Source organism: Ferrovibrio sp. (assembly GCF_025869515.1).
Lineage (GTDB): Bacteria > Pseudomonadota > Alphaproteobacteria > Ferrovibrionales > Ferrovibrionaceae > Ferrovibrio.
Genome location: NZ_JAOZVR010000114.1, coordinates 21,780 through 33,233 on the forward strand (window position 1 = coordinate 21,780; position 11,454 = coordinate 33,233).

The 11,454-nt window shown below is 63.4% G+C and carries 12 protein-coding genes; 10 read left to right on the top strand and 2 right to left on the bottom strand.

Features of this window, described 5'->3' with window-relative positions:
* Window positions 1-56: 56 nt before the first annotated feature.
* Both OJJ21_RS20390 and OJJ21_RS20395 read left to right on the top strand, forming a co-directional pair.
* Window positions 57-1,016 carry a TAXI family TRAP transporter solute-binding subunit gene (locus tag OJJ21_RS20390; RefSeq protein ID WP_297689318.1) on the top strand — a complete coding sequence of 320 codons (960 nt, stop codon included), beginning with the start codon at window positions 57-59 and terminating at the stop codon, window positions 1,014-1,016.
* 78 nt (window positions 1,017-1,094) lie between these two features.
* Window positions 1,095-2,951 (top strand): TRAP transporter fused permease subunit, encoded by a 1,857-nt coding sequence (locus OJJ21_RS20395; protein WP_297689319.1) that lies wholly within the window; start codon window positions 1,095-1,097, stop codon window positions 2,949-2,951.
* 11 nt (window positions 2,952-2,962) lie between these two features.
* On the opposite strand, the gene OJJ21_RS20400 is transcribed toward OJJ21_RS20395, so the two are convergent.
* Both OJJ21_RS20400 and OJJ21_RS20405 read right to left on the bottom strand, forming a co-directional pair.
* Window positions 2,963-4,402 (bottom strand): FAD-binding oxidoreductase, encoded by a 1,440-nt coding sequence (locus OJJ21_RS20400; protein WP_297689321.1) that lies wholly within the window; start codon window positions 4,400-4,402, stop codon window positions 2,963-2,965.
* Between the two features lie 25 nt (window positions 4,403-4,427).
* Window positions 4,428-5,360, bottom strand: a complete 933-nt coding sequence (locus OJJ21_RS20405) for an L-threonylcarbamoyladenylate synthase (RefSeq protein WP_297689323.1) — start codon at window positions 5,358-5,360, stop codon at window positions 4,428-4,430.
* A gap of 109 nt (window positions 5,361-5,469) precedes the next feature.
* Here OJJ21_RS20405 and OJJ21_RS20410 point away from each other — a divergent pair, with 109 nt between their 5' ends.
* The 8 genes from OJJ21_RS20410 to OJJ21_RS20445 all read left to right on the top strand — a co-directional run bounded on the left by OJJ21_RS20410 (window position 5,470) and on the right by OJJ21_RS20445 (window position 11,429).
* The gene (locus OJJ21_RS20410) at window positions 5,470-7,263 is read left to right on the top strand and encodes an acyl-CoA dehydrogenase (RefSeq protein ID WP_297689326.1); all 1,794 of its coding nucleotides are present in this window, start codon (window positions 5,470-5,472) and stop codon (window positions 7,261-7,263) included.
* Window positions 7,264-7,400: 137 nt separating this feature from the next.
* A complete protein-coding gene (locus tag OJJ21_RS20415) occupies window positions 7,401-8,534 on the top strand; it encodes an MBL fold metallo-hydrolase (protein WP_297689328.1) in 1,134 nt (377 codons plus the stop codon).
* Between the two features lie 93 nt (window positions 8,535-8,627).
* On the top strand, window positions 8,628-9,077 hold the full coding sequence (locus OJJ21_RS20420; RefSeq protein WP_297689330.1) for a hypothetical protein: 450 nt from the start codon (window positions 8,628-8,630) through the stop codon (window positions 9,075-9,077).
* A gap of 83 nt (window positions 9,078-9,160) precedes the next feature.
* Window positions 9,161-10,003, top strand: a complete 843-nt coding sequence (locus OJJ21_RS20425; RefSeq protein WP_297689332.1) for an NAD(P)-dependent oxidoreductase — start codon at window positions 9,161-9,163, stop codon at window positions 10,001-10,003.
* A 260-nt stretch (window positions 10,004-10,263) separates the two neighbouring features.
* On the top strand, window positions 10,264-10,530 hold the full coding sequence (locus tag OJJ21_RS20430; protein ID WP_297689334.1) for a YMGG-like glycine zipper-containing protein: 267 nt from the start codon (window positions 10,264-10,266) through the stop codon (window positions 10,528-10,530).
* 114 nt (window positions 10,531-10,644) lie between these two features.
* Window positions 10,645-10,968 carry a BON domain-containing protein gene (locus OJJ21_RS20435; protein ID WP_297689337.1) on the top strand — a complete coding sequence of 108 codons (324 nt, stop codon included), beginning with the start codon at window positions 10,645-10,647 and terminating at the stop codon, window positions 10,966-10,968.
* Between the two features lie 13 nt (window positions 10,969-10,981).
* Window positions 10,982-11,191, top strand: coding sequence for a DUF3185 family protein (locus tag OJJ21_RS20440; protein WP_297689339.1), 210 nt, complete (start codon window positions 10,982-10,984; stop codon window positions 11,189-11,191).
* A 79-nt stretch (window positions 11,192-11,270) separates the two neighbouring features.
* Entirely contained in the window at window positions 11,271-11,429 is a 159-nt protein-coding gene (locus OJJ21_RS20445) for a DUF3309 family protein (RefSeq protein ID WP_297689341.1), read from the top strand.
* The last annotated feature ends 25 nt before the right edge of the window (window positions 11,430-11,454 follow it).

An 11,454-nucleotide genomic window follows, 5' to 3' on the forward strand; every position in this document is an offset into this window, starting at 1 on the left:
GCGGCAGTGACGTATACGCAGACTTTGCCTCCATAAAAACACAACGGGAGGACGTCATGCGATATCGCAGCATCGCCACAATCGGAATACTTGCAGCCAGTGTCGCGGCTTTCGCCGGCACGGATGCGCAGGCACAGACCTACAAGCTGATGACAGGCCCGCAGGGCGGCGTCTGGGTGCCGCTCGGCGGCACCATGAAGGCGATGTTCGAAAAAGCCGTGCCGGGCGTTACGATCCAGACCCTGCCGGGCGCCGGCATCGCCAATGTGAAGGGTGTGCAGGAAAGCAAGGCGGATTTCGGCTTCGGCAACTCGATTTCCACCGTCGATGCCATCAACGGCCGCCCGCCGTTCACCGAGAAGACGACGAATGTGTGCCAGATCGCCAACCTCTACCCGCAGTATTTCCAGGTCGTGGTGACGACAGATTCCAAGATCGAAAAGATCGAGGACCTGAAGGGCAAGACGATTGCCGTGCAGACCAAGGGCAATACGGCCGAGGCGATTTCGGCGGATATCCTGAAGGCGCATGGCCTGTCGTATTCCGACATGGGCAAGGTCAATTTCATGGCCTCGTACAACGATGCGGCCGCCCTGTTGCAGGATGGTCATGCCCAGGTCTTCACGCTTGGCACCACCATCCCGGCGGCTTCGGTGATGGATCTGGCCTCCTCGCGCGGCGTGCGGATGATCCCGATCACCGACAAAGGCCTGGCCGAGATGAAGAAGATCAATGCAGGTTACAACAAGGTGATCGTGCCGGCCGGCACCTACCCGAAGCAGGACAAGGACGTGCCGGTGATCGGCTATTCGACGCATTTCATCGCGTCGTGCAAACTGCCGGAAGACAAGGTCTACGCCGTGACCAAGGCGATGGCGACGCAGGTCGCCGACATGGCCGCGGTGAACAAGGCGATGGCCAAGCTGACGGCCAAGGACATGGCCGAGGATATCGGCGTGCCGCTGCATCCGGGCGCGGCGAAGTATTATCGCGAAGTCGGCGCGCTGAAGAAGTAAACGCTTGAGGCGACTGGCCGGCGTTGCCAGATGAAGGGCAACGCCGTGCTTTTTTTCAGACAGGGCGGGGATGTTGTGATGATTGGCAGAACCCTGATCGGGCGCATCGTGGCGCCGATCGGCGTGGCGATGGCGCTGTACCATATGTGGGTCATTGCCATGGGCCCGCCGGAAGCGCTGATCTTCCGCGGAATCCATCTGTCGTTTGCGCTCGCCCTGATCTATCTGCTGTATCCCTTCGTGGTCCAGACCGATGGTCGTCGCCGATTTATCTGGCTCGACGCGCTGTTCGTTGCTGGCGGGGCGCTCGCGCTCGGCCACCTGTTTCTCGATTACGATTATTTCATCAATCGAATCATCTATATCGACGACCTGAAACCACTCGATGTCGTGGCCGCCGTGGCGCTGGTGATCGTTGTGCTGTATGCCACCCGCCGTGTGATCGGCTGGGCCCTGCCGATCACCGCGCTGGTCTTCATGGGCCATGCGCTATTCGTCACCCAAGTCGACCCGCTCACCCTGCTCGACCAGCTCTACATGACCACCGAAGGCGTGTTCGGCTCGACGCTGGCGGTTTCGGCGGCTTACGTCACCATCTTCGTGGTGTTCGGTTCGGTGATGGAGCGCACTGGTACCGGCAAGCTGTTCATGGATTTCGCGCTGGCGCTGACGGGCCGGCAGGCCGGCGGGCCGGGCAAGGTCTCGGTGGTGTCATCCTCGCTGTTCGGCACCATCTCGGGTTCGGCGGTGGCCAATGTGATGGTCGACGGACCGATCACCATTCCGCTGATGAAGCGCACCGGCTTCAGCAAGCATTTCGCTGCCGGCGTGGAGGCGGTTGCCTCCACCGGCGGCCAGATCATGCCGCCGATCATGGGCGCCGCCGCCTTCGTGATGGCGGAATTCCTGCAGGTCAGCTACCTGCAGGTGGTGACCTGGGCGCTGATCCCCAGCGTGCTGTATTACGTCGCCTGTTTCGGCGCCGTGCATTTCGAGGCCAAGCGCCAGGGCCTGCTCGGCCTGCCAGCGCATGAAGTGCCACGCCTGCTGATCGTGCTGCGCGAGCGCGGCCACCTGTTTATCCCGGTTGCCATCATTCTTGGCGGCATGATGGCGGGTTATTCGGCGCCGCTCTGCGCGCTGGCCGGGACGCTGGCCTGTTTCCCGGTCGCCTGCCTGCGCACCAGCACGCGGCAGGAACTGCGCTGGAACCTGATCCCCGAATCGCTCGAAGACGGTGCCCGCAACACGCTGGCCGTGGCGCTGGCCTGCGCCTGCGCCGGCCTGGTGATCGGCTCGATCACCCTGACCGGCCTCGGGATCAGCTTCACCAACTGGCTGGTCGGCCTGTCGCAGAACAGCCTGCTGCTGGCACTGGTGCTCACCGCCGTGGCCGGCATCATCCTCGGCATGGGCATGCCCACCACGCCGGCCTATATCGTCATGGTGTCGCTGATGGTGCCGGCGATCATGAAGCTGGGGGTGATGGAGCCGGCAGCGCATATGTTCGCCTTCTACTTCGCGATCCTGTCGGCGATTACGCCGCCGGTGGCGCTGGCGGTCTATGCGGCAGCCAGCCTGGCCAAGGCGGATCTGTGGAAATCGGGTCTGGCGGCCGTGAAGATCGGAGCGGCCGGTTTCATCGTGCCCTTCATGTTCGTGTTCCAGCCCGCCCTGCTGATGATCGGCGACTGGCCGGACATCATCCATGCGACGGTTTCGGCCTGTATCGGCATCGCCATGCTGGCGGCCGGCCTGCACGGCTTCTTCCGCTTCCATCTGCGCCAGTATGAGCGCGCCATGCTGATCGCCGGTGCACTGGCGATGACGCTGGTGCCAGGTTGGATCGGCGACGCGGTCGGCATCACGCTCCTGGTGCTGGTACTGGTCGGACAGAAGCTGCTGCCCAATCCGGCGGTGACGACGGCGCCCTGAAGGTTGTGGCCTCAGGGCCAGACTACCTTGCCGGGATTGAGGATGTTGTCAGGATCGAAGGCGCGCTTGATTTTGCGCATCATCTCGATCTCGACCGGCGACTTGTAGTGCACGATCTCGTCGATCTTCATGCGGCCGACGCCATGTTCGGCCGAGATCGATCCCTGCATGCCATGGGCGATGTCGTGCACGATCTGGTGCACCGCATCCCAGTGCTTGAGGAATTCCGTACGCTCCCAGCCGACCGGCTGTGACAGGTTGAAATGCACGTTGCCGTCGCCGATATGACCGAAGGCGATGACACGCGAGTCCGGCAGCAGCGCTAGTACAGCCGCGCTGGCCTGCTCGATGAAATCGGGCAGGCTGGAGACCGGCACCGAGATGTCGCATTTGATCGAGCCGCCCTCGGGCTTCTGCGAACTGGACAGCAGTTCGCGCAGCTTCCAGAAGGCGGCGCGCTGGGTATCGGACTGTGCGATGGCCGCATCCAGCACCAGGCCCTTCTCAAAGCCATCCGCCAGGACGGCTTCCATGGTCTCGCCGATATTGCCGTCATCGCGACCCGACGAGAATTCCATCAGCACATACCAGGGGTGCCGTTCGGCCACCGGGTCGACAGTGCCCGGATTGTGCCTGAGCGCGAAATCGAGTGAGAGGCGCGAGATCAGTTCGAAGCCGGTCACCTGTCCGCCAGTGGCGGCCTTGGACAGCGCCAGCAGTTCGATGGCCGCCGACGGGCTGGGAATCGCGGTGAAGGCGGTCGCCATCGCCTTGGGCAGCGGATGCAATTTCAGCACGGCGGCGGTGATGATGCCCAGCGTGCCTTCGCCGCCGATGAACAGGTCTTTCAGCGCATAGCCCGTATTGTCCTTGCGCAGGCCGCGCAGGCCGTTCCAGATCTGCCCGTCGGCCAGCACCACTTCCAGGCCGAGCGCCAGCTCGCGGGTGTTGCCGTAGCGCAGCACAGCATTGCCGCCGGCATTGGTGGACAGGTTGCCGCCGATGGTGCAGCTGCCTTCCGAACCGATGGAGAGCGGGAACAGGCGGTCGACCTCACGGGCGGCCTGCTGCACCTGCTGCAGGATGCAGCCGGCTTCCACTGTGATCGTGTCGTTCAGCGGGTCGATGGCGAGAATCCTGTTCATGCGCTGCAGCGACAGGATGATCTCGTCGTTGCTCATGAAAGGGATATTGCCGCCGACCAGGCCGGTATTGCCGCCCTGCGGCACCAGCTTGGTCTTCGTCTCGCGCGCCAGCCTGATGATCGCTGCCACTTCCGCGGTATTGGCCGGGCGCAACAGCATCGGCGAATTGCCGACATAGAGATCCCGCTGTTCGCGCAGATGCGGCGCCAGGATATCGGGATCGGTGACCCAGCCCTTCGGGCCGACCAGGTCCTTGAAGCGGTCGAGCAGGGCGGCGGAAAGCGGTGTCGAGAGCGGTGCGTTCATGGCAGTGATTTTAGCTCTCTGGCGGCTAACGTCCACGGGCTGCGCGGGTCAATCTGTCGTTGATGGCAAGACCGAGGCCCTGCTGGGGAATCGGCATCACCGCGATGCTATCCAGACCTGCGACATGATCCAGTGCATGCAGGCCGGCATAGAGCCGGGCGGCGGCTTCGCCCAGGTCGCCGCGTTCGCTGAGCGGAAACACCGTGGCATAGCCGGGCGGCGGCTTGCCGAAGCTGAGCAGACCTTCGCGTGGGCCATGTGGCGCCGCAGCATTCAGGCGGACCGGCAGGCGCGGCGCATAATGTTTCAGCAGCATGCCGGGCGACTGTAATGCCTTATCGGCGGGCTGTGTGAGGGCCTCGCCCAGCACGGCCTCGATGTCTTCGCTCGCGATACCACCCGGCCGCAGCAACGTGGCGGTGCCGCCGGTCAGGCCGATCACGGTGGACTCCAAGCCTACGTTGCACGGCCCGCCATCCAGCACGGCGATCTCGGGCCCCAGGCTGTCGCGCACATGCTGCGCCGTGGTGGGCGAGACATGGCCGGAGCGGTTGGCGGACGGGGCGGCAACCGGGCGGCCAATGCGAGCCAGCAGGTCGCGGGTGACGGGATGCGCCGGCATGCGCAGGGCCAGCGAGGGCAGGCCGGCCGACACCGCCGGGGCCACCGGGCAGTCGGCACGGCGCGGCAGCACCAGGGTGAGGGCCCCGGGCCAGAAGGCGGCGATCAGTCTGCGGGCGCGGTCGTCCACCGTCACCAGCGCATCAAGCTGCGCCGGGTCGGCGACATGACAGATCAGGGGATTGAAATCGGGCCGGCCCTTGGCGGCGAAGATCTTCGCCACGGCCTCCGCATCGGTGGCATCGGCCGCAAGGCCGTAGACGGTCTCGGTCGGGATGGCGACCACATCGCCATGCCGCAGCCGTTCGACAGCCTCTGAAATCGTTACGTCAACCATGCCCAATCCTGATCTGGCCGAGTTTTAGCCTGCGGGCCTTGGCCTTGCTAGCCATCCCGGACCATATTATCCCTGCGCTTTTAGAACAGCAGTGGTCAGGGAGACCGAGATGGACTACGTCGCCCCCGTCAAAGACATGCGTTTCACGCTCGAGCATATCGCCGGGCTGGCCGATCTGGCCCAGCTGCCGGGTCTGGAGAATGCCGAAGCCGAAACCGTGGTCGCCGTGCTGGAAGAGTCGGCCAAATTCGCCGCCGGGGTGCTGTCGCCGCTCAACCGCGGCGGCGATCAGCATGGTGCCAGGGCCGAAAACGGCGTGGTACGCACCGCGCCGGGCTTTGCCGATGCTTACACGAAATTCGTCGCGGGCGGCTGGAACGGCATGCCCTTCCCGGAAGAACTCGGCGGCGGTGCGATGCCCTGGGCCGTCACCATGGCGGCGCAGGAAATGGTGCAGGCGGCCAACCTGTCTTTCTCGCTCTGCCCGCTGCTGACCCAGGGCGCGATCGACGCGATCATGGCGCATGGTACCGATGAGCAGAAGGCGATGTATCTGCCCAAGATGGTGTCGGGCGAATGGACCGGTTCGATGAACCTGACCGAGCCGCAGGCCGGCTCCGATGTCGGTGCGCTGAAATCCAAGGCGGTGCCGGTCGGCGACGGCACCTACAGGATCAGCGGCAGCAAGATCTTCATCACCTATGGCGAACATGACATGGCGGATAACATCATCCACCTGGTGCTCGCGCGGCTGCCCGATGCACCGGCCGGCACCAAGGGCATTTCGCTGTTCATCGTGCCGAAAGTGCTGGTCAACAAGGATGGGTCGTTCGGCAAGCGCAACGACCTGCGCGTGGTGTCGCTGGAACACAAGCTTGGCATCCATGCCAGCCCGACCTGCGTGATGAGCTACGGCGACAACGGCGACTGCGTCGGCACTCTGCTCGGCGCCGAGAACCAGGGCATGCGCTGCATGTTCACCATGATGAATAACGCGCGCCTCTCGGTGGGCTGCCAGGGCCTGGCGATTGCCGAACGTGCCTACCAGCAGGCCTTGGACTATGCGGAACAGCGCAAGCAGGGCCGCCATCCCGGCATGAATGCCGAACAGCATGTGGCCATCATCGAGCATGCCGATGTGCGCCGCACGCTGATGCTGATGCGCAGCCTGACCGAAGCCTGCCGCGGCCTGATCTACCTGAACGCCGCGTCTATCGACCGTGCGCATCACCACCCCGATGAAGCCGAACGCAAGGCCTCAAAGGCGCTGGTGGAACTGCTGACGCCGCTGTCGAAAGCCTGGGCCACCGATATCGGCTGCGAAGTGGCGTCGATGGGCGTGCAGATCCATGGCGGCATGGGCTTCATCGAGGAAACCGGCGCGGCCCAGCATTACCGCGATGCCCGTATCCTGCCGATCTATGAAGGCACCAACGGTATCCAGGCCATCGACCTGGTGACGCGCAAGCTGCCGCTCAATGGCGGCGAGACAGTGAAGGCACTGTTCGCGCAGATTGCGGCGACAGTGACAGAGACTGCGAAAGCCGGCGACAGCTTCGCAACCATCCATGCCAACCTGGATGGCGCGCTCAAGTCGCTCGGCAAGGCGAGCCAGTGGATCGGCGGCCAGTTGGCGAAAAATCCGGAAGCAGCGCTGGCCGGCGCGACGCCGTATCTGCGGGCGTTTGCCACCACGGTCGGTGGCTGGCTGCTGGCGCGCCAGGCGCTGGCGGCGAAAGCCGAGATCGCCAAGGGCGGCACCGATCCGTATTTCACCGCCAAGATTGTGTCGGCGCGGCTGTTTGCCGATCAGGTGCTGACCAGCGTCGACGGCCTGTGCCGGTCTGCCACCGATGGCAGCGCCAGCCTGGCCGAGGTGACGCCAGAGCTGCTGCGCGCCTGATTTCAGGGATATGAAGCCAGCATTGACGTTACGTCAGTGCTGGACTTCCCCTGTCCGAGGCTTACCCTTGTCTGACGCAGACGTAAGCGTCAGACTGTGGCTTGATTTGCCTCCATAACAAAATCAGGACCAGACCCGTGGCCGATGTGCCCGCATCCCAGACTCTGGCATCAGAGTCCAAAACCGTTCCCGGCATCGACGGCACCGCCGTTTCAGACCAGGGCAGCCTGATCTATCCGTTTGATGGCAGGCCCGGCGATGGCGAGGTGATGGAGATGCGGCCAGGCGTGCTGTGGCTGCGCATGCCGGTGCCGATCCCCGGCTTGGACTACATCAATCTGTGGCTGATCGAAGAGTCCGAAGGCTGGACGCTGATCGATACCGGCTTCAAGTCATCCAGGCTGCAGAAGATTTGGGACCAGGTGGTCGAGCAGCATCTCAAGGCCAAGCCGATCACGCGCATCCTCTGCACGCATTTCCATCCTGATCATCTCGGCCTGGCCGGTTGGCTGCAGCAGAAGTTCGATGCAGAATTGTGGATGACGTTCGGCGAGTGGAGTTTCGGCCGCATGCTGGAACTCGAGCAGATGCCCGACGTACCGGCCGATGTGATTGCCTTCTATCAGCGGCTCGGTTTCGATGCGGCGCAGATCGATGCGCTGAAGGCGCGCGGCTTTGGCAACTTCGCCAAGGCGGTGACGCCGATTCCGCGGGCGTTCCATCGTATCAATGAAGGCGACGATATCCGCATCGGTAATCACGACTGGCGGATTATTGTCGGCAATGGCCATTCGCCCGAACATGCCTGCCTGTTCAGTCCGGTGCTCAATCTGCTGATCTCTGGCGATCAGGTCCTGCCGCGCATCTCGCCGCATATCGGTGTCTATCCGGGCGAACCGGAGGCGCGACCGCTGACGCAGTATCTCGACTCCTTTGCCAAATTCAGTGATCTGCCGGCCGACACACTGGTGCTGCCGGCGCATGGCGATCCTTTCATCGGTCTGCATCAGCGTATCGGCATGCTGCAGCGGCATCATGCCGTGCGGCTGGAGGCGCTGCTTGTGGCTCTGCAGCAGCGTCCGCATACCGTGATCGATACGTTGCCGCTGCTGTTTCGTCGCGATATCAAGGATCACATGACGCTGGCGGCCGGCGAGGCACTGGCGCATCTGCATCATCTGATGCATCAAGGCCGGGTGGTGCGTCGCCAGAATGCCGCCGGTGTGCTCGAATTCAGCCGCAGCAGTGCTGCCGATCTGGCCGCCCAGTAGGGCAGCGCCTTACAAATACCGCATTCACGCTGCATTTTTTTTCCAGGCCCGGCGCCACAAACGCCGGGCTGTATCGTTTATTGAGGCATGATAATGAAACCTGTTTCCGCACTGGCCCTGGTGCTGGGCCTCGGCTTGTTGACGCTGTCCGCGCCGGGCTTCGCCCAGGCCTGCCGGCAGACACTGGATATGACGCCGATGGGCGGGCAGAAGATGGTGCAATGCCATGAAGTGACCGAGATGCCGCAGAGCACGATCAATAATATGTGCCGCCCGGCGGGCGATCCGGCGGCCCGAACCGTATCCGAACAGCTGGATAAATGCCCGGCCGCCTATGCCGGCATCTGCGCCACGCCATTGCGCGTCATCCAGGCCAACATCCGCCGCATGCAGGGCCTGCCGCCCGAGGTCGATAGCCAGGTGCCGGAAACCGCCATGATCAAGGCCTATTTCTACGATGGCATGCCGCCCAATGCGGCCGAGCAATGCACCCGTAGCGGCGGTACCTGGACCGCCGCCAAAGCCCCCGCCCGGAAGAAATAGGCGGCTCGGCTTTTCCCTGCCCCCGAAGTGGCGCTAGACTGGCGAAAACGCGCCAGCAGGGCGCGACATAAGGGGAGGCAGGCATGACCGAGGCAATCAAGACCGGGTCGCTCAAGGGCAAGACGCTGTTCATCACCGGCGCCAGCCGCGGCATTGGCCTGGCGATCGGCCTGCGGGCGGCAAAAGACGGTGCCAATATCGTCGTCGCCGCCAAGACCGTGGAACCGCATCCCAAGCTGGCCGGCACGATCTACACGGCCGCCGAGGCCATCGAAAAGGCCGGCGGCAAGGCGTTGCCCATCGTAGTGGATGTGCGCGACGAGGCCATCGTGGAAGCGGCCGTCACCCAGGCCGTGGAGGTTTTCGGTGGCATCGATATCCTGATCAACAACGCTTCGGCCATCTCGCTGACCGGCACGCTGGAAACCCCGATGAAGCGTTACGACCTGATGCACCAGATCAATACGCGCGGCACATACCTGTGCAGCCAGAAATGTCTGCCGCATCTGCTGAAGGCTGAGAATCCCCATATCCTCAACCTGTCGCCGCCGCTGAACATGAAAGAGCACTGGTTCGCGCCGCATGTCGCCTACACGATGGCGAAATTCGGCATGAGCATGTGCGTGCTCGGCATGGCCGGCGAGTTCCGCCGCAAGGGCGTCGGCGTCAATGCACTGTGGCCGCGCACCGCAATCGATACCGATGCGATGAATGTGATCACCGGGCCGGAGCTGCGCAAGAAATGCCGCAAGGTCGAAATCATGGCCGATGCAGCGCATGTGATTCTCACGCGTCCGGCGAAGGAAACGACTGGAAATTTCTTCATCGATGACGATGTGCTGCGCAGCGCCGGTCTGAAGGATTTCGCACGGTATCGTCACCCCGGCACGGCTGAAACCGACCTGATTCCCGATTTCTTCGTCTAGGCGTTGCAGTCACTTTAGCCGCACTTCGTGTGCGTCTGGCGACCGGCAAAGGTCTTGTGAGATTTATGCGATATCGCGCGGCGCGTTGGCAGCGCAACGCCCTGTATCCCCATGTCTTCCGGCGGTTTCGCCCGCCAGCTCCGTTCTGGCAATGGAACCATCGGTCCTTGCGGCCGTTTGTATGCGCACAGTGCAGAGCGGTGTGCGAATGCGGGCCGGTCTGCCGAACCGGGGCCTTTTGGGGTCCCAAGGAGGCGACCATGAACCATATAGCAAAGAACCGTCTGATGGCTGCGGCAGCTGTCGTTGCCCTGACCGCCGCAAGCGCCTCGCTGGGTGCTTGTGGCAACTCGACGTCCGACCGCGCGCTGTCGGGTGGCGCCATCGGTGCCGGCGTGGGCGCGGCGGGCGGTGCGCTGACCGGTAACACCCTCGGTGGCGCGCTGATTGGTGGTGCCGTGGGCGCCGCGGCCGGCGGCCTCACCGATGAAGACCAGATCAACCTTGGCAAGCCCGCCTGGCGCTGATGCGTCGACGGGGACTGTCGGGGGTGCCACGGCCGCCGGCGGTTTGATCAGCCGTCGGCGGGCCGATTACAGATTCCATCATTACCCAACCACGACATAGAAAAGGACATCGTCATGTTGACCCTCTCGCAGTTTTCCCGCAGCCTCGCCGTCGTCGCCATGCTGGGCGGCGCTGTTGCCGTCTCGGCCTGCAGTTCGACACCCAAACAGGAATCGACCGGCGAATACATCGATTCCGCCGCTATCACCACCAAGGTGAAGGCGGAGCTGGTCAAGGATCCGGTGACCAAGGCCGGCCAGATCAGCGTCGAAACCTTCAAGGACAGTGTGCAGTTGAGCGGCTTCGTCGACAGCGCGGCTTCGAAGGCGCGTGCCGAGCAGATTGCCCGCAGCGTCCAGGGTGTGCGCAGTGTGCGCAACGACCTGGTCGTGAAGTAAGGAGCGGGCTGCCATGCCAATGGGCCGTGTACTGGGCGCGATTGCGCTCGCAGCCGGCGTCATTCTGCTCATCTTCGGGCTGAATGCCTCCGACGCGCCGATGGAGCAGCTCTCGGAAACCCTCACCGGACGTTATAGCGACCATACCATGTGGTATCTGGTCGGCGGCGCCGCAGCGGCCTGCGGCGGGCTTGTCCTGCTGCTGCTTGGCCGCAAGGCCTGATCAAAGCGGCGCCGGTGCAATGCCCGGCGCCGCATTCTTTCTAATGACTGTCTACTTTAAGCCATAGATGGAGGCCCATATGGGTATTGGTACAATTCTGCTGATTATCCTGATCATCCTGCTGATCGGTGCTGTGCCAAGCTGGCCCTATAGCAGCAGCTGGGGATATTACCCCAGCGGCGGTATCGGCATCGTTCTGATCATCGTGATTGTGTTGTTGCTGATGGGGCGGATATAGCCGCCCTCTGATAAGGTCCCGGAAT

Bases quoted from the DNA above. Each gene is read 5' to 3' on its own strand.
- OJJ21_RS20390 (WP_297689318.1), top strand. From the start codon at position 57: ATGCGATATCGCAGCATCGCCACAATCGGAATACTTGCAGCCAGTGTC.
- OJJ21_RS20395 (WP_297689319.1), top strand. From the start codon at position 1,095: ATGATTGGCAGAACCCTGATCGGGCGCATCGTGGCGCCGATCGGCGTG.
- OJJ21_RS20400 (WP_297689321.1), bottom strand. From the start codon at position 4,402: ATGAACGCACCGCTCTCGACACCGCTTTCCGCCGCCCTGCTCGACCGC.
- OJJ21_RS20405 (WP_297689323.1), bottom strand. From the start codon at position 5,360: ATGGTTGACGTAACGATTTCAGAGGCTGTCGAACGGCTGCGGCATGGC.
- OJJ21_RS20410 (WP_297689326.1), top strand. From the start codon at position 5,470: ATGGACTACGTCGCCCCCGTCAAAGACATGCGTTTCACGCTCGAGCAT.
- OJJ21_RS20420 (WP_297689330.1), top strand. From the start codon at position 8,628: ATGAAACCTGTTTCCGCACTGGCCCTGGTGCTGGGCCTCGGCTTGTTG.
- OJJ21_RS20425 (WP_297689332.1), top strand. From the start codon at position 9,161: ATGACCGAGGCAATCAAGACCGGGTCGCTCAAGGGCAAGACGCTGTTC.
- OJJ21_RS20430 (WP_297689334.1), top strand. From the start codon at position 10,264: ATGAACCATATAGCAAAGAACCGTCTGATGGCTGCGGCAGCTGTCGTT.
- OJJ21_RS20435 (WP_297689337.1), top strand. From the start codon at position 10,645: ATGTTGACCCTCTCGCAGTTTTCCCGCAGCCTCGCCGTCGTCGCCATG.
- OJJ21_RS20440 (WP_297689339.1), top strand. From the start codon at position 10,982: ATGCCAATGGGCCGTGTACTGGGCGCGATTGCGCTCGCAGCCGGCGTC.
- OJJ21_RS20445 (WP_297689341.1), top strand. From the start codon at position 11,271: ATGGGTATTGGTACAATTCTGCTGATTATCCTGATCATCCTGCTGATC.